Below are 19,692 nucleotides of genomic sequence, written 5' to 3' on the forward strand. Positions count from 1 at the left end.
AGTCGAGCACGCGCATCTTCCACAACGGATATTCCTTGGCCAGCGTGCCCAGCAGGCCATGCATGCCTGCATGATCGGGAACGACCGGGTCATCGCCCAGAACCGCGCAGGCCTGGGCGGTGACCACAGTCAATTCCAGCGGCTGGCTGCCGCGCCCCTGGGCCAGCAGCGATTTGATCAGCCGGAAACAGGCGATCAGTCCGTGCTCCTGTGCCGCCATGCGTGCGCTGAAGTCGACCAGCCCGGCGTCGGCCGGCGGCGTATGCGCAAGTACCAGCACAAGCTGGGTGGCCGCGCCGTCGATGGCCGGCTCCGACCCCGCATCGCCGCTCCAGCACGACAGCGGCAGCGCGCCCGCCCGAGGATAGTGGCGCGCGGCAGACTGCAGCCATTTTTCGTCGCCGAATACAAACAGCGTACGCGCCGCGTCCAGCGCCTCCGGCAGCGCCGTTGAAGCATGCGTATCCACGACTTCCCAGACCGGCGTCAGCCGCAACGGATGGCTGTCGTCCGGCGGCGCGGAAGCGATCAGCGGCGCATGCACTGCTGCGCGGGAAACAACCGCCGCGCTGGCTGCGCGGGACATGAACTCGCGTATCGTCAGCACCGGCTGGCCCTGCGCATCAATCACGTCGATGTCGACGCTCCTGGCCGCATTGCGCCCCGGCGAGGCTTCGTGGAAGCGGCAGCGCACCTGACAGCGTCCTGTCAGCGGCCGGTGCAAGCGCAACTCGCGGATCGCAAACGGCAGCACTGCGCCGCCGGACGCGGCGGTGGTCTCCCGCTCGTCCATCAGGATCAGGCCCAGCGGCGATTGCAGCACGCTGTCGAGCAGGCAGGGATGCAGGCCCCAGCTGGCGTCGGCCGAGGCGGCCGGCGGCAGCTCGATGATGGCCTCGCACAGTCCCGCGCCACTGCCGTCACGTCCCAGACGCAGGGAGTGGATGCCGCGCATGCGCGGGCCGTGATCTATCCCGCCCTGCCGGAACCGCTGGTAAAGCGCCGACGGGTCGATCAAAGCAGGCAAGTTCGTGGCAAAGGCCGGCAACTGCGCATGGCGCGGCATACCGCTGGCATACGTTCGGGCACTGCCCTGGCTGCACACACCAGCGTCGCCCTGCGGCCCCGCGTGCACGATGCGATAGGCCAGCGTATCAGCCCCGCGCCATTCGACCACGACCTGCAACTGGACGTCCGGCGCGGCAGCAACCACCGGCTGCAGCCATACGACATCAAGCAGCTCGATGGCTGGCGCCCCCCGGCCGTGACGTGCGAGCACGGCACGCTCCAGCGCCTGCCGTGCAAATTCCAGATGTACCGCGGCGGGTAACAAGGCGACGCCGTGGACACGGTGATCGGCGAGGAAGAAATTTGCATCCGAAAGGCGGAAATCCATCCGGCCGCCGTTTTCATCGAAGCATTCCGTCGCCGGGGAAGTGGTGCTGGCGGCCGCGCCAATGGCCAGCGGCCCTGTCCAGTGGGAATCGGACGCAAATGGATAGCCCGGCAGCGTAATGCGTCGCGCGTCGACACCTTCGAACAGGGCGGAATAATCCAGTGCGTACCCGTCAACGAACAGTTCTGCAACCGTCGTGAGCAGGCTTCTCGCCGCCTGGGCCTGTTCGGCAGGTAGCTGGCGCAGATCGCTGATGCACTGGTTGCCGACCTGGTTCAGCGCGGGCTTGAGCAGCTTGCGCTGCTTCTCCTTGCTGCGCCCGCACAGCACACCTGCCGGCTGCCCGCCGTCGAGCCACGCCTGCAGCGCGCTGCGCAGTCGAGCAACGTCATCGGCGACGATGGCAAGCCGGTGTTCCAGATGGCGGCGGCCCAGCAGCAGCGTGACACTGATGTCGGCCAACGTCAGGTCCGGTTGCCCGGCCAGACGGTTGGACAGGTTCTGCGCAAGCTGGCGCCGCTGAGTTTCATTGCGTCCCGAAAGGACGGCCAGCATCGGCTGCTTGCTGGCCGCGCGCGGGCGCGGCGGCGGCGCTGCCTCGATCACGAGGTGCGCGTTGGTTCCGCTGAAGCCGAAGGAACTGATGGCTGCCAGGCAACGCTGACCGTCGTGGCGAGGCCAAGGCAGCAACTGCGTGTTGACGAAGAACGGACTTGCCGTCATCTGGATTTCCGGATTGGGCGTGCGGAAATGCAGCGAGGGCGGAATGGCATCGTGCTGGAGGGCCAACAGCACTTTGACCAGGCTGGTCACTCCGGCAGCCGATGCCGTATGGCCAAGGTTGGTCTTGATTGAGCCCAGCGCACAGTATTGGCGCCGACGGGTGAACTGCCGGAACGCTTGCGACAGGGCATGGAACTCGATCGGGTCGCCGAGCTGTGTCCCGGTTCCGTGCGCCTCCACGTAGCCGATGCGCTCCGGATCGATCTGTGCGCGCCTATACAGCTCACTGATCAGGCGTTCCTGCGAACGCGCGCTGGGCGCGGTGATGCCGTTGCTGGCACCGTCCTGGTTCGCCGCGGAAGCAACGATGGTGCCGTATACGTGATCGCCGTCCCTGACCGCATCAGCGAGACGTTTCAGCACGACCGCAGCCACGCCCTCGCCCGGCACGAAGCCGTCGGCGGCAGCGTCGAAGGTGTGGCAACGTCCGCTCGGCGACAGCATCCCGGCGCGCATCGTCAGCACGTGGAAACTTCGGGTGCAGGTCAGCGTGACGCCGCCTGCCAGCGCCAGCGAGATCTCGCCTGCATTGAGTGCCTGGCAAGCCAGATGCGTAGCGACCAGGGAACTGGAGCACGAGGTGTTGACAGCGACGGCTGGGCCCTGGAGGTCCAGGAAATAGGCGATGCGGGCAGGCAACACCGCCGTCGAATTGCCCCAGAACGCCTGGGCGGGCCAGTCGTCGCCGAAGTTCAGGTGATAGTCACCGTCAGCGCAACCGACGAACACACCGCACAGGCTGCCTTCGATCTGTCGGCCTGCATAGCCCGCATCTTCCAGCGCCAGCCAGGCTTGCTCGAGGAACTGGCGCTGCTGTGGATCCATGTAGCGCGCTTCGCTACCGGAGATATTGAAGAACAGCGGATCGAAAGCGTCGATGCGTTCAAGGTGGCTGGCGTCGCCGCAGAATTCCGCGTCCGGATAGACGTCCCGCAGATCGTCCAGCTGCCAACGGCTGACCTTGTCGACGAGGTCGTGTCCAGCCGCCAGATGCTCCCATAGCGCATCCAGATCCGCGCAGCGGGCGTAGCGTCCACTCATGCCGATGATGGCGATGCGGGTGTCGGCACTGCCGCTGTCCGCAGCTGCCGCAGGATCTGCAGCAGGCAACGGCAGTTCGTACACTGGTTCATAAATGCGCGTGACGCCCGCAGCCGCCAGGGCGCCGTCATCGTCGCCGGGCGAAACGGCAGGCGCGTCCGGCCAGGTCTGCACCAGATGCAGCGCCAGCTTGGCGATCGAGGTATGGCTGAACAGGCTGATGGTGCTGAGTTCGACCTCGAACGCGCTGTTGATCATGCGCACCAGCTTGACGCCGACGATGGAGTCCACGCCGTACTCCATGAAGGGCTGGTCGGCGTCGATCTCCCGCTCCGGCAGCTTCAACGCGCGCGCCACCAGGCCGGCGAGTCGCGCAGCCACCTCGACCACGCGATCCTGTTCGCCGCCCGTTTCCGGCGAGCGTTCCTCGCGTAGGGAATCGACCTTCCGGGCCGCGGTATTTGTATCCGGGCCGACGGTTGCCGGTTCGCTGCTGGCAACTGCCGCCGCCGTATCCACCACGGCAGCTGCCGCCGCCTGCGCGACGATGATCTGCTGGCCCGCCGCGTGCGATTGCGGCAGTGGCTGCCACACTTTCGCGAAACCCTGTTGCATAAGCACCCGCTTCCAGGTGTCCGGTGCAAGCGCCGGCGAGCCCCGCAGGCGCAGTCCGTCGCCCTGGTGCGCCCACCAGCCCGGCAAGAAGGCGAAGGCGACGTGACCGACGAATGAGTTGCCCGCCAGTTCGTTGAGCAGCACGACGCCGTTGGGCTTCAGCAGACCGGCGACGTGGGATACACACTGCGGCACATCCGCTGTCGCGTGCAACACGTTGGCCGCGATGACGATATCGAAACTGTTTTCCGCCAACCCCTGATCGAACGGCGAGCGGCTGATATCCAGCAGCTGCGTGTCGATGAAGGGATTGTCCGGCTTGAAGGTCTCTTCGGCATGCAGCAGGAAGGCGCGTGACACATCGGTATAGCAATAGCGCTCGATATTCGCGCGGTAGGGTTTCAGCGCCGCCAGAATCGAAGCCGTCGTGCCGCCGGTGCCTGCCCCTATCTCGATCAGGCGGATGCGGTAGCGCGGATCGGCTGCGATCTGCCGGGCAACCACCAGAGCAGTGCAGCGGCTGATCAGGTCGTTGTAGTAGCGGGCACCGTCATTGTCCTTGTATATTTTTTCCGCACTGCTCATGGAACCGTCGCCGAACAGCAGGTCGGTCATCAGGGCTTTGCCGCGCAGGATCTCCGGTGCCCGCCTCAGCACCTGATCGATCAGCGAAAGGTGCCCGTCCTTCTGCCACACGCCTTGCAGCGAGTCCCATTCACGCCAGCTCTGTGCCGGCTGCGGCGATTGCGTCAGCACATACTCCTGCCCTTTGCGCCTGACGAAGCCGCGCTCCTGCAGGAAGCCGAGCGTTGGCACAAGCCACGGGCGCAGGTTGGCGACAATCCGCGACACCGCCTTGGCTGGGCGGCAGCGTCCTCGCACATCGAACAGGCCGAGTTCGCTCATCTGGCCAACCAGAAGCGCGCAGAACAGCGATTCCAGTTTCGCCAGCCCAATGCCGTCGAAATGCTGGGTATTGGGAATCGGCGTCGTGAAAGACTGCGCGACCTTCTCAGCGAACTCGTGATCGAGTTCAAGCAGCGTTTCCAGCGCTGCTGCGCCGGTGTGCGGCGGCATCGGACCCGCCGGTGCACCAGACTGGTATTGGCGCAGCAGCGCCACCGCCGCAGTAACGGTCAAGCGGCCGGCATTCACTTCGCCGTAGAGATAGTGCAAAAAATCAGTCACGGGCATCCCCAATGAATGACGCGTTCATTTGTGCATGCGTATGCGCAATGGCGTCATCGACAGACAGTTCGTTGTCGGCGAGCTTTGTCATCAAAGCCGTATAGAAATCCATATCGAACGCCGGCACTGGCCGTGCCTGCACAGATCCACCTGGCGGCGGCTGTGCCGCAGCGAGCAGGGTGTTCCAGATGCCGTCGGCGCTAACTGCGCTGTGCGGATCCCGTTCCGGATCGCCGCCGTTGCGGCCGCCGATCCAGTAGTCCTTCCTGGAAAACGGATAGCCGGGCGCGTCCAGCGGCGTCAGGCACTGGCCGGCGTGGCACTGCGTCCAGTCGAGGTCGTAGCCCTGAAGGTAAGCCGACAGCGCCTCGGCCAGTGCCGGGACGGATGCCTGGCGGATCCGCGCGTTCAATTTTGCAAGCGTTGCCGGATCGGCTTCGAAATCGCGCCGCACCACGCGGCAGCTGCCGCCAACATCCTGCGCCGCAAGTCCCCCGGCCTGCTCGAGCTTCGCTATTGCTTCGGCGGCACTGCCTGCGATCAGTGCGCAGCGATGGCGAAAGTGATGCCTGCAGACGCTGAGCGTATAGCTCAGCCGCAGCAGTGCCGCCTGATCGGGATCGCGGCGACGGCAATAGTCCGCCAGTTCGCGGATCTTGCGTTGCAGCGCGGCGGCGCTCCTGGCCGACAGCAGCAGCAGCACCGGCCCCGCAGGAACTGCCGGCTGCGGGGCGGCCTCCACGGCCTCGGCGATGACCATATGTGCGTTGGTGCCACTCATGCCGAATGCGCTGACCGCACCGAGCCGGGACCGCATCGGACTAGTGCCCCAGGGCTGCGCCGTCTTGTTGACATAAAACGGGCTGGCCTGCCAGTCGACCAGTTCGTTGTCCTGCTCGCAATGCAGGCTGGCCGGAATCAGCGCGTTCTGCAGCGCTTTGACCATTGCCGCGACACTGACCAGGCCGGATGCCGCGAAGGTATGGCCGAAGTTGGTCTTGGTCGAACCGACGGCACAGAATCCGCGGCGGCTGGTGAACGCGCGGAACGCCTCGACCAGCGCGTTGACTTCCACGGGATCCCCCAGGCGCGTGCCTGTGCCGTGGGCAAGCACGAAGCCGATGTGCGTGGGATCGATCGCATGCCTACGATAGATCGCTTCGATCAGCCGGCGCTGTGCAGCACCCGATGGTGCCGTGATGCCGTTGGTCCTGCCGTCGTAATTGATACCGCTGGCGACGATCACGGCCAGTACGGGGTCATTGTCCGCGCGCGCCTTATCCAGCGGCTTGAGCACCAGCACCACGACCGCCTCGCCAGCGACAATGCCATCGGCGCGTGCATCGAAAGCTCGGCAGCGTCCGCTCGGCGACAGCATTCCTGCCTGGCTCATGGCGACCAGCGTGCGTGGCGACAGCAGTAGCTGAGCGCTGGCCGCCAGGGCGGTATCGCATTCGCCGCTGCGCAGACTCTGGCAAGCCTGGTGGGCAGCGACCAGGCCGGATGAACAGGCCGTGTTGATGGTCAGGACAGGTCCGTGCAGGTCCAACTGGTAGCTCAGCCGTGCCGCGAGTATGGCGTCGTGGTTCGTGGTGAGGGCGTTGGTCGACTCAGCCTGGGTGCCCAGAAACTGTTGGTAGTCGCCTTGTTCCACGCCGACGAACACGCCTATCGTGTGCCGCGCGCAAGCAGAGGGTCCATAGCCCGCTTGCTCCAGCGCCTTCCAGGATTCCTGCAGCAAGAGGCGCTGCCGTGGATCAATCTCCTCCGCTTCCAGCGGGGAAATCCCGAAGAACAGGGGATCGAACTCGGCGCAGCCCGGCACCATGCCTAGCCACCTGGAACAGGTCTTTCCTACACCGTTGGCTGGATCGAAAAGCCCGTCCAGCGCAAATCGGTGCACAGAGATTTCGTCCACGCCGCAGATCCCGTCGCGCAACGAATTCCACATTGCATCCACATCTCGGGCGTTCGGAAAAATCCCGCTCATGCCGATGATCGCGATCGGCGCCGGCGTGCCCGCCGTCGACGCTTGGCCAGAACCGGTGGTCATCGCGCCGGCCTGGCCGCCGACGTGCGCCGTGGTCGGGGTCGATCTGTCGCTCTGCCGCGCTGCCGCAGCTTGCAGATCTGGCCTGTCGCCAGTGAGGCGGGTCGACAGGAACTGGCCAAGCGCCCTCGGCGACGAATGGCTAAACAGCTCAGTAGGCCGCAGCTCAATGCCCAGCTCAAGGCTGATCGACCGCGCCAGGCGGGCCAGATGGACTGAATCGAAGCCCAGGTCAATGAACTGCTCGGAGCCGGCTATTCGCTCCGGCGGCACACCGACGATCTCGCCGATATGCCGCTTGACGACCTGCAGCAGCGTACGGTATTCGCCCGTCTTCGCTGGCGACAGCTGCCGGGACCCGGCAACCGGCTGCATCGGCTCCGCTGCCGCCGGGGAGCTTCGCTGGGACACGGCGGCTTGCGCAGCGCGCGCGCGCAAGCGCGGCGGATCGCCGTGCAGCAACAGGAATTGGCCAAACTGCGCGCCAAGCGTGCACTCGAACAGCGCCAGCGCGGCAGTCGTTTCCAGTGCGCTTTGCCCGCTGGCTGCCAGGAAACTATCGGTACGGGTAGCACTGTCGCGTCCCATGCCTCCGTCGCGCCATAGCGGCCAGTGGATGGCCTGGTGGCGTGTACGCCTGACTGGCGAGGCCGCAGCAAGCGCGCACTGTGCCATGAAGCGGTTGGCGAAGGCGTAGTTTCCCGTGCCGAAATCGCCCAGCAACGCCGCGGCCGAACCCATATAGACAACAAAATCAGGTTCGCGGGTACTGAACACTTCCGCCATGGCCAGGCTCCCTTCGACCTTGGGCCGCAGCACTTCGTAGAACTCTTCGCGCCGCATGTCGAACAAGCTGCGCTCGGCCACCATGCCCGCGGCATGTACCACGCCGTCGATGCGCGAATGCATGCGTTCGACATGTTCCACCGCCTGCCTAAGGCTGGCGGCATCGCCGACATCGGCCTGCAGGTACAGGACGCGCGCAGGGTCGGACGCGAAACCGCGCAATCCTGACAGGTCGACACAGTTTTCCGGCGACCGGCCCAGCAACACCACCGAGGCGCTGTATTCGCGCAGCAGGAACGCCGCGATCAGACGGCCCAGGCCACCGGCGCCGCCGGTGATGAGATAGGTGCCGGCTTTCCGCAGGCGCGGACAGGCAGGTTCGAAACGCACTTCCCGGGTCTCGTATACGAAGCGTTCGGCAGCGACAAAACGGACGCTTTCCAAGCCCTGCTGTCCGTCTGCGGACAGCTCGCTGTGAAGGTTTTCCGCCCATGACAGCCAGTCCGGCGCCGCATCGACACTCTGGCTGAACAGCCCGACCGCCGTGTCGGGCAGAACGGCGGACAGGGATCGCCGCAGCCCTTCCCAGCCCTCCAGGTAGGCGTTGCTGCCAGTTGCCTCGCCATGCGGAAAATGCGCTGCCGCAATAGCCAGACGGTCTACGCGGCCTGTGCGTCTGATACTCCTGAGCAGCTCGACGAGCAGCCACGGATCCTGCAGACGGCGCGGCTGTTCCATAGGCGCGGCAAACACCACGCTGAAAGGACCGTCGATTGTCGCAGCGAACCGCGATAGCTCGCTGACGAAGAACGCGGCCACATCGGTTCCATCAGCGACCGCTGTATCCGGCGAGACGTCGGGCGGCGGCAAGGCGAATTCCACCACGCCACCGCGGCGCGCGAAAACCTCGGCGATGGCGTTCCTGTGTTCGGCATTTGCTGCGAAGTACAGAACTGGGCCGGCTGGCGCGGAAGCGGCTGTGCGGCCGGACTCACGCAACGGTCGCGCCTCCAGTGTCTCAATGAATGCGAGGGTCTCCGCGGGTTGTGCCTGTGCCGCAGACCAGTCCTGCCCTGCAATCGCCGAGCGCGCAAAGAATGACTCTGGTGCTGTAAGCCGGTCCTTGATCCAAAAGCGGTCCTGGCGGAAAACGTAGCCGGGCAGATGCAGGCGACGCGCCCTGCAGCGGCCAGCTCCCTCGCACCAGGCGCGCGACCAGTCCACCCCATCGTTGTTCAGCCATTGCTGCAGCAGCGTCAGGTTCACCGGCTCAAGCAACGGCCCAAGGCACGAGCGCAGCTCGGCCGCATCTGGATGGCTCTCGCCAGCGTTCACACCCTGCCACAGCAGCCCGGGTGCAACCGGACCATCTCCCGTGCTGATCTGCTGCAGGCGCTGCAGAAGCTCGGCCGGCGTGCCCACAGCGGCAATGGCACGCACGGATCGCGTGACGCGGCCAATCTGCAGCGTGAAAAGAAAATCCGCCAGGTCCGCATCCGAGCAGACCTGGATGCGGGCGACGGCCAGCAGCTGCGACGCAGCAGTGCGCAGTTGCCCGACGCTGTCCGCGGACAGCAGCAGCAGGCCGGGCAGCCCCTGTTTACCCGCCGGTGGCGTTTGGTCCGAACGCTGCAGATATTCTTCCACCACGATGTGAGCGTTGGCGCCGCCGGCACCGAAGGACGACAGTCCCGCGCGCCGCACGCCATCGCCGCCCGCCGGCCAATCGGCCAGCGTCTTTTGCAGCCGGAACGGCGACTGGTCGAAACCGATATTCGGATTGGCCTCTTCGATGTGCAGCCCAGGCACCCACTGGCGGTGCTTAATCTGCAGTACGATTTTCGTCAGGCCCGCGATACCGGCCGCGGCTTCGAGATGGCCGATGTTCGGCTTGACCGAACCCAGCGCGCAAATTGCCTGGCGTAGCGGCAGCGCACGCGCCACCTGGCCAAAGCCTTCGGTCAGGCCGGTGACCTCGATTGGGTCGCCCAGCTCCGTGCCGGTGCCGTGGGCTTCGACGTAGTCGATCTGCTCGGCGTGCAGTCCTGCATCACGGATGGCGCCAGCTACCACCGCTGCCTGCGCAGTCGGGCTGGGTACGGTATAGCCGTGGGTGCGCCCGCCGTGATTGATCGCGCTTCCGGCAACAAGCGCATGTATGGGATCGCCATCGCGCTCGGCATCGTCCAGGCCTTTGAGCAACACGGCCCCGACACCTTCGCCCGGCACGAAACCATTGCTGCCGGCACCAAAACTCCTGCAACGTCCATCCGCCGACAGCATCTTCCTGGCGCTAAGGCCGACATACGTCGACGGATGCAGGTACAGGTTCACCCCACCCGCGATAGCGGCATCGCATTCGCCGCGACGTATCGCCTCGACGGCCTGGTGGACCGCGGTCAGCGAGGATGAACACATGGTATCCACCGGCATGCTCGGCCCGCGCAGATCGAACAGGTACGAGATTCGGTTCGCGACCGAGCTGAACGAGGTATAGGGAAACAGCATGTCTCCCTGCCGCCACAGATCCGGCCCGTACAGGTCAAACCCGGTCTTGGTGATGCCGGCAAACACGCCGACCCCTCCGCCATGCCGTTTCGCCAGCGTGCTGGGTGTATAGCCGGCATCCTCGATGGCATGCCAGCAGCACTGGATGAACAGGCGTTCCTGCGGATCCATGCACTGCACCTCGACAGGGGCCATGCCGAAGAACAGGTAGTCGAAGAAGTCAAAACCCTCGATAAAGCCACCCCACTGCGAATAGCTCTTGCCGGCAGCGATGGCCGTCTCGATTTCAGGCTCGTAGAACCCCTGCAGTGACCAGCGGTCCTGCGGGACCGGCCGGATGCATTCCTTGCCGCCGGCCAGGTTGTCCCAGAACTGCTCGAGCGTGGCGGCGCCGGGATAGCGCCCGGCCAATCCGATGATCGCGATCTTTCTACGCGCCACGCTGTACTGCGGGTCACGGCTGGCTACCGCTTCGCCGCCTGGCTGCGCAGGCACGATGCCATCGCCCGCTGTCTGCGCTGCAAGACTGTCGCGCGATACCAGCGTGCCGGATCCGGTACCGCCCGCTGTCGCCAGCGGCAACTGCCAGCGCGCGCAATCGTGCGGATGTGTCCTGAGCATGTGCCAGGCCGCTTCCTGAAGGGTCTGGAACTGGTAGAACAGCGTCTTGGACAGCGACGGAAAATGCGCCGCCAGCGAACGGTTCAGTGCTGCAATGACCACGGAGTCAATGCCGTATTCTTCCAGACGCCGGTGCGGATCCACTTCGCCTTGCCGCATTCCTGTCTGCGACGCGAACACCGCGGCCAGGCGCGCGGCGATGCCGTCCACGCCAGCAGCGTCCATTTGACACAGTTCCACATTGCCGCGGGCAGAGCCCACGCCTGCCGCAGTCCGCGCATCGCCCAGGCCGACAAAGCGCGCCGCCAGCGCGGCTCGCATGCTCACGGCATCGCCGCAGAAAACGTAGTAGTCCGTTTCCGGGCCGCGCAGAGCGAGGATACGCTGCAGCGTCTGCAGTCCCTGTTCGCGCTCCAGCGGCTGCATTCCTGTCGACTGGAGCTTCTGCTCGCCGGCAAGATCCACCGTCATTCCGTCGGAAGCCCAAAGTGGCCAGTTGATCGACAAGGAACGCCCGTGCCGGATACCGGTCGACACGCCCGCATTGCGCTGTTGCAGATAGTGATTCATGAAGCCGTTGGCGGCGGCGTAGTCCGCCTGGCCGCGATTGCCGAGGCTGGCGATGGACGAATAGCAGACGAAGAAATCCAGCTCGAAGGCGGCTGTTTGCGTATCGAGATTAACCAGCCCTTGCACCTTGGGCGCAAATACCCTGTCGGTCGCCGCGTCACCGCTGCGCAGTACGGGGCCGTCGTCCAGCTGTCCGGCGCAGTGAATGACGCCATGAAGGTGTGCGTGCCGTTCGCGTATGCGCCCGATCGCCACTGCCAGTTCCGCTGCACAGGCCACATCCGCCTGCAGGTATTCGACCTGGCCGCCACCGGATGTCCATCGTGCAAGATAGTGCAGTCCTGCCTCGTCCAAGGGCCGTCGCCCAACCAGCACCAGCGTTGCGGACGGCTCGCTGCGCATAGCGTCTTCGATCAGGTAGCGGCCGAGTGCGCCCAGCCCGCCGGTGACCAGATACACCCCACCGGGACGCCAGGCGCAAGCGCCACTGTGTGTTGCATCGGCCAGTTCAAGCAGCGAAAAATACTGCAGCTTCCCCTGCCACTCGCGAAAATGCAGCGCCGCTGCGGCATGCCCGGCGCGGCTTGCCAGCCGGGCCAGCAAGGCGCCATCGATGTCGGGCGGCACGCTGAAGCAGCGCGCGGTGATGCGTGGCGCTTCTTCGCTGGCGCTGAACAGCAGGCCGGCCAACCCGCCCAGGCACACGTCCAGACCTTCGTCGTGGAGTCCAGCGGCCGGGTCCGCGCAGGCCGACACCAGCAGCACGTTCAATTGACACGGCCGGCCGGATGACAGCAGCTGCCTGAGGGCCGCCTTCATCTGCTTGGCCTGTACGGTGTAGTTCTCAGCAATATCCCCAGCCGTCGGCGGCAGGCGCCAGATACGTTGAGCGGGAAATGCCGCGGCGAGCAGGCTGTCGTCCAGCCGGCCATGCGCGCCTACCAGCCACAGGTATTTATCTGCATTGAGATCCTCTTCCATTGTGGAAGATGCATGGCCGGCCGCGGCAGCATCAGACAGCTCGAGCCAGTGGCCGGCAAACAGCAGGACTGCCGGCCTGTCCCGGTAGACCCCGGCGGCAGGCGCGGCCCCTCTGCCGGGCGCGCCGGGCGCCGCAGTGGCTGGTTTGCGCACAAGCCTGTCCGGCAGCCAGTAGCGTCGCTGCGCAAAAGCGTAGCCGGGCAGCTCGATCTTGCGCGGCACAAGGCCGGAGAGATAAAGCTGGCGCCAGTCGACACGCAGGCCATAGCACCAGGCCTCAACCAGCCGCCGGTATTTGCCCTTGCGGATCCAGGCCGAAATCGTCAGTTCGATATCGTCATCCGACAGCAGGCTCGACAGCTTGTCTGCCTGCCCGCTGGACTGTCCGTTGAACACGCGTATCGAACGTCGCTGGCCTATGCAATCGTCGAGTCCCTCGATCAGCTCTTCGACGCTGGCGGCGACGATGGCGCATCGGTACGCCATAGCAACGCGACCGCATTGCAGCGTGTAGGCGACGCGGGCCAGAAGGTCCGCTGTGGCAGGCCTTGCGGCAATCCACTGGCGCAGCGCGCTGGCCCTGCTGGTCAGTTGGGCCTGGCTGGCGGCGGACAGAACCACCAGTGCTGGCTCTGCCACCGAGGCCGCGGCGCTGTCGTGCGCGACATACTGTTCGACGATCAGATGCGCATTGGCTCCGCCCGCACCGAATGACGATAGCCCCGCGCGCAGCGGAACCACGCAGCCTTCGCGATCGACGCCGGCACGCCAGGGCGAGAGATGCCGCTGCACGGACAACCCCGTGCCCGAGAACACGATCGCGGGATTCGTCGTCTGCGCATGCAGGCTGGGCACCAGCTCACCGTGCCGCAGCTGCAGCACGATCTTGGCGAGCCCCGCCATTCCAGCCGCAGCCTCGAGATGGCCGATATTGGACTTGACCGAGCCGATCGCGCAGTTCCAACCGTCCAGTGTCACGCCCAGTTCCCGTGCCCGGGCTTCGAACGCCATCTGTAGCGCCTTCACCTCGATCGGGTCACCAAGTGCCGTACCAGTGCCATGCGCCTCGATGTAGGTAACGCTGCGCGGATCGATCGCGGCGCGGGTCAGGGCCTGCTGGACAAGCGCCTGCTGTGCGTGCGGATTCGGCACGGTATAGCCGTTGGTCCTGCCGCCATGATTAGTGGCCGAGGCGATAATGACGGCGCGGATATCGTCGCCGTCGGCCTGCGCGCGGGCCAGCGGTTTGAGCACTACAGTGCCAACCCCTTCGCCCGGAACAAAGCCGTCGGCATCAGCCGCGAAGCTCTTGCAGCGGCCATCGGGCGCCAGCATCCGCGCGCGGCACAGGTAGACATAATTGTGCGGGTGCAGATACAGGTTCACGCCACCGGCGATGGCCACTTCACAAGCGCCGCGGTGCAGGCTCTCGCAAGCTTCGTGGATCGCCGTCAGTGCGGCCGAACACATGGTGTCGATGGGAAGGCTGGGACCGGTGAAATCGAACAGGTAGGAGACGTGGTTGGCGACCGAACTGAATGAGGTATGCGGAAGCAGGGTTTCGCCCTGCGCAACCAGTTCGGGCAGGTACAGGTCGAAGCCAGTTTTTGTCACGCCCGCATACACGCCGGCACGCGCGTCGCGGCGCAGCGACTCCGGCGTATAGCCCGCATTCTCCATCGCCAGCCAGCAGCTCTGGATGAACCAGCGCTCCTGCGGATCCATGCAATGCGCTGTATTGGGCAGTATTCCGAACAGTTCGCTGTCGAAATCGGCGAAGCCGGTGATGAAGCCACCCTGGTCGCAATAGCTCTTGCCATTCTCGATGGCTGCGTCGACGTCGGAGGTGTCCAGCCAGCCCTCGCTCCAGCGCTCATGCGGCACCTCTGTGACGCAGTCGCGCCCCTCGCGCAGGTTGTGCCAGAACGCATCGAGATCATCCGCCTGCGGGAAGCGGCCGTGCAGGCCGATGATGGCAATCGGTGCATAACCCGCTTGTGCAACAGCCGTGACGTCCGCACCGGTCGCGTGCGTCAGCAGCGGGGCTGCGGGCTTAACCGGTGCATGCGGCGGCGCAGAGACCGCCACCGGGGCGGCAGGCCCGGGTTGCACGGCCGCCATGCCGGCCAGCGCACGCACGCTGTCGGGCTGCGTGTCGATGAAATGCCGCACCAGGGCGTGCAGTGTCTTGTGCTCGAAGAAGAGCGTACTGGATACCTGGTCCAGATGACGCTCGAGAATCTGCGTCATATGCACGATCAGGATCGAATCTATGCCATAGGCTTCCATCGCTTCGTGCGGGTCTATCTGGGACGGCGGCATCTTCAGCGCGTCGGCGAGCAACTGCACGAAGACCGCCAGGGCCTGCTCGAAGAAGCCATCGTCGCGCTGCGGTGGCAACCCGCTCGCCACTGGCGCGGACGGCACCGAATAGTGCGGCGTCGCCTGGACTGCGGCGTCGGCCTCGGTGCCGAGCTGCCATATCACGCGGCCGTTTTGCATGCCGGTGAAATCGACCTGCAGCTCACGCTGGCTGGAGACGAACTGATGGCCGCCGCCGCTGACGGCCAGCACTGCGAGCTGGCGCAGGGGACTGCGCAGGAAGGCTTCCAGGTCACTCATTGCCTGGGCGGGTTCGATACCCGCAAGGCCCAGGCGTTCCATCCGCACGATGGCGGCCTGCGGCACGCTGCGCGATACACCGACATCCGCCCACCAGCCCCAGTTGACGACCTTTACCCTGGCCTTGGCCTGCGCGCCAAACTGCAGCGCGAATGCATCTTCAAACGTATTCGCCGTGGCGTAGCCGCTTTTGCCGTGATCGCGCGCGAAGGCATTGATCGACGAAAAAAACAGCATGAAATCCAACGATTCCGGCAACACGGTCTCGGCGATGCGGACGCAGATGTCGATCTTGGGACGACTGGACGCGTTGAATTGCGCCTCGTCCATTGCGGCGATGCCGGCGTCGAGTTCGCCCATTGCGGCGTGGACCAGCCCATGGATGGCGCCGAAACGCGCTGTGGCCTGGGCCAGTGCGGCGGCCAGCTGGCCGGGGTCCGCGGCATCGGCCGACAGATACACTGGCGCCGGTCCGTTCGTGCCCAGCTCACGCAGTTGCGCGGCAATGGCAGGGTCCAGCGGCCTGCGGCCGATCCATACCACCTGTGCCTGATAGCGCTCGCCCAGGTAGGCCGTGAGCAAACTTCCGATGCCTCCGGCACCGCCGATGATCACGTAGACACCACCACGGCGATAGGCGCTGGTGATCGCGTCCGCATGCGCAAACCGCACGCGCGCCAGGCACTGACGCAAGGCTACGCCACCGCGTATCGCGACAGCGTCGCCGCTGGGCAGCGCATAGGACGAATCCAGGGCTTGCTGCAAATCGCTCTCAGTGGCGAGATCCAGCACGCGCACGCGCCAGCGCGGCTGCTCCTTGGCTACCACGCCGACCAGCCCGTGCACCGCCGCCTGCACCGGATCGGGCGCGGCATCGCCGTCGGCCTGTACTGCCTGACGCGTCACGACGGTCAGACCGAACGAGCCGCCGGCGCAGCCGGCCAGCAGCAAGGCCTTGACCAACCGGAAGGTGAACATGACGGTACTCGCCAATCGCCCGGGTATTTCTTCGGCAAGCCCGGCCGCTGGCGCATCGAACAGCAGCAGCAGACTTTGCAGCTTGCCTGACCCGGCAAGCAGGCCGGCGAGTTGTGCGATGGTTTCGTCGAAGCACACGGCGACGCGCACGAAGCCGGGCAACCCGCTCCGGCGCGCCAGCAAGGATTCGCCGGCCATGACCAGTCGCGCGCCCTCGCCTACCTCTGGCGCGGCCGCGGCCGCTGCAGGCTCCCACGTCGGTACCAGCAGCAGCGGCGTACCCACTCGGTGCGCAACGGTCGGCGCGGCCACGGCTTGCGCCGCGGGAGACATCGCGGGACGCCGCTCGCCACCGATCCAGAAGCGCTGCCGGGAGCGCGGCACGGCGGGCACGGCAACACGGCGGGCGCGCCGCGGCGTGAGGGGTTGCCAGGAAAAGGCTTCGCCGCTGCACCAGTGCCGGGCCAGGTCGATATAGGCGCCGGCGCTGACGAGCTGACGGACACGTTCCGCGCCGTCATGGTGCGCGGCAATACCCTGCTGTGGCGTGGCGCCCGACGCTGATATGCCGGTCGCGATCTGGTCCGATGCGGTCAGCCCGTCCAGCACCTGCTTGAGCAGGGTGACCACCTGGTCTGTTGTGGATGCCACCAGGCACAGGCGTGCCTTCATTGCCAAGCGGCCCTGCTGCAAGGTGAAGGCCAGCGCGGCCAGGTCAAGCGTGGCGCTTTGCCGTTCCAGCCAGGCCAGCACCGTCTGCACGTACTCCTGCAGGCGCTGCGGGTCGTGCGCCGAAAATGGCAGCAGCAAGGGCAGCCGCACATCGCCCGGCGGCGGCGCGGCACAGGCAGCCTCCTCCAGCAGTACAAATGCATTCGAACCTGTCGCGCCAATGGAATTGACCGCAGAACGTCGCGGACCCAACTGCGGCGCCGGCCAGGACTCGCCGCTTCGCTGGACATGAAACGGCGTCGATTCCAACGCCAGATACGGGTTGACCGGGTCGCAATGGATCGACGGCACCAGCCAGCGGTGATGCAGTTGTAGCACTGCCTTGATCAGGCCAGTGATGCCCGCGGCGGCCTCGGCATGCCCGAGGTTGGATTTGACCGAACCCAGGGCACAGCGCGGCACGGCGCCGTCGGCGGCAGGGAATGCGGAGAATACCTTTGACAGCGCAAGAATCTCGATCGGATCACCCAGCGATGTGCCGGTACCGTGCGTCTCGATATAGCCCAGCGAAGTCGGATGAACGCCGGCGCGATCCAGGCAGCGCAGCATTAACGCACCCTGCGCCGCGGGATCGGGCACGGTGATACCGCTGCCGCCGCCGACATGGTTGATGCCTGTCGCCAGGATGGCGGCGTAGACCAGATCACCGTCGCGCCGGGCCGCATGCAGTGGTTTGAGAACGACGGCGGCTACGGCTTCTGCCGATACATAGCCGTCGCCGCCCTGGCCGAAGGAGCGGCAGCGGCCGTCGCTGGAATGCAGTCCCATCAGCCCATAAGAAATGTACTTGTTCGGGTGCAGGGAAAGATTGACGCCACCGGCGATGGCTACATCGCATTCGCCCAGGCGCAGGCTTTCACAGGCAAAATGCAGGGCGGTCAGCGACGCCGAGCACACGGTGTCGATCGCGACCGACGGGCCGCGAAAATCAAAGCAATACGACACACGATTGGCGATCGCCGCATAGTTCAGCGACAGCGGCGTCTGCCCGTCACCTTGCGCCAGCGCCTGCGCGCCGACGAAGGAATAGTCCTTGTGCATGCAACCGACATAGACGCCGGCCGCACGGCTGGGGCCCCCCAGACTCGCGGTTACGTAGCCGGCGTTTTCGACCGCCTCCCAGCAGACCTCGAGGAACAGGCGTTCCTGCGGGTCCATTGCCTCGGCCTCTCGCGGTGCAATCCTGAAAAAAAGCGGATCGAACTCATCAACGCCGTCGATGAATCCACCCCAGCGCGAAACCGACCTACCCGCCGGCAGCACAATGTGCTGCAGCGCGCGCCAATGCCATCGGTCATCCGGCACTTCGGTGACGACATCCTTGCCGTCACACAGGTTTTGCCAGAACACCTCCACGTTACGCGCCTGGGGGAAACGTCCGGCCATTCCGATAATGGCCATTGGCTCCTGCTCTGACCCGACTGCGGACCGGGAATGCGCGCTGCCGCCAGCTACGGCCGCCGCGATGCCGGCATGCTCGGTGCCCGCAGGCGGCGGATCGGGCTGCCCACGCAGGCCTTTCACCGTGGAAGGCTGCGGCGCCGCAGCATCTTTGCGCAGCGCCGGATACTCCTGCAGAAGGTGGTCGACCAGGGCCGCTATCGTCGTGTATTCGAAGAACAACGTCGGGGCCAGCGGCAAGCCCAGCGCAGTACGCAATTTCTCCACGATTACCAGCAGCGAGGACGAGGTCAGTCCCTGCGAGTAGTAGCCTGCGTCGAGCGCGACCTGCGCAGCATCGCAACCCAGTTCCTCGGCAACCAGGGATTGCACCCGCTGCGCCAGGGACGTGGCAGATGGCGCAGACGTCACGGCTTGCGGAGCACTGCCAGAGCGATAAAGCGCGGCCCCGTCGCTGCGCGTCGACGCCGTGATTGCCTGGCCCGGCCGCACCAGCTTGCAGGTGAAATCGGTAAGCGTGGCAATGGCCTGCCCGGTATCGGAAAAGAACTCCACGTTGCAGCGGATCAGATCCTCGGACCGGCGGATGCCGGCGAGATCGACTCGGGCGATACATGTCGCGCTCAATTGCGACAATGCATAGAAACGCCCATAGAGCAGCGGCAGGAACAGCAACCCTTCCTCGCCGGCGACCTCCAGCAGAAAAGGCGACAGCGCGACACCCATCGCATCAACCAGCACAGGATCAATGAAATGGCGGCTCGTACCGGCCGGCCCGGAGGCCAGGCGCAGCACGATTTCGTGCGCGACGCGACAGGCCGATCCACTGGCGCGCATGATCCCGGTGTGCTCCAGTCCCTGTGATTCGCAGCGGCCGTAGCTGTCACCGATCGGCGTACCCGGCGTGCGCTGCAACAGCTGCAGCGCATGCCCGAAAGGCGCGAGGGTCCGTGGCTGTACCTGTGCCACGCTCACGGTCGCGAGTCGCACGGGCGCCAAATCGCCCTCCCCGCACAGCGAGACAATCTGCAGTTCGATTGGCGGCGACGACGCGGCCGCCGCTTCAACACGCACGCAATAGCGTTCGCCGGCACCGACGACCAGCGGGTGGTGCAGGGTCAGGTTATGCAGCTCGATCCGCTGCGCTGGCCAGCCCCAGTTCAACGCCGCCTGGTAGACCAGATCGACGTATACCGCACCTGGTAACACGTGCGCGCCCTGCACCCGGTGATCGGCCAGCAGCGGCTCGGAAAGATCGAAAATGATCTGCCACGGACTGCCTGCCGCTGCGATGGCTGACGCATCTGCTTCCTGGCAGATTTCCGGCAGGTGCGGGTCTGCCGACGCTGCGCTGCGCAGGTCGACGGGCTTCAGCGCAGGCAGTCCCAGTGGCCGCCGTTGTGGTCGCTTGTCCATTACA

General features: G+C 65.6%; 2 protein-coding genes (1 of these 2 cut by a window edge). Both read right to left on the reverse strand.

The genetic code is table 11. The features are described 5' to 3' along the window. On the reverse strand, positions 1-5,023 hold the start of the coding sequence (locus tag RUU78_RS15905) for an SDR family NAD(P)-dependent oxidoreductase (RefSeq protein ID WP_313918318.1). The gene continues 24,722 nt to the left of window position 1, outside the view; 5,023 of the gene's 29,745 nt are visible here — the first part of the coding sequence; it begins with the start codon at positions 5,021-5,023; its stop codon lies off the left edge, out of view. Then, positions 5,016-19,688: an SDR family NAD(P)-dependent oxidoreductase gene (locus tag RUU78_RS15910; protein ID WP_313918320.1), complete on the reverse strand. Its 14,673-nt coding sequence runs from the start codon at positions 19,686-19,688 to the stop codon at positions 5,016-5,018. The genes RUU78_RS15905 and RUU78_RS15910 overlap by 8 nt, the downstream gene beginning before the upstream one ends. Positions 19,689-19,692: the final 4 nt, after the last annotated feature.

This window comes from Tahibacter sp. (assembly GCF_032229445.1).
In the GTDB taxonomy this organism is placed as follows: domain Bacteria; phylum Pseudomonadota; class Gammaproteobacteria; order Xanthomonadales; family Rhodanobacteraceae; genus Tahibacter.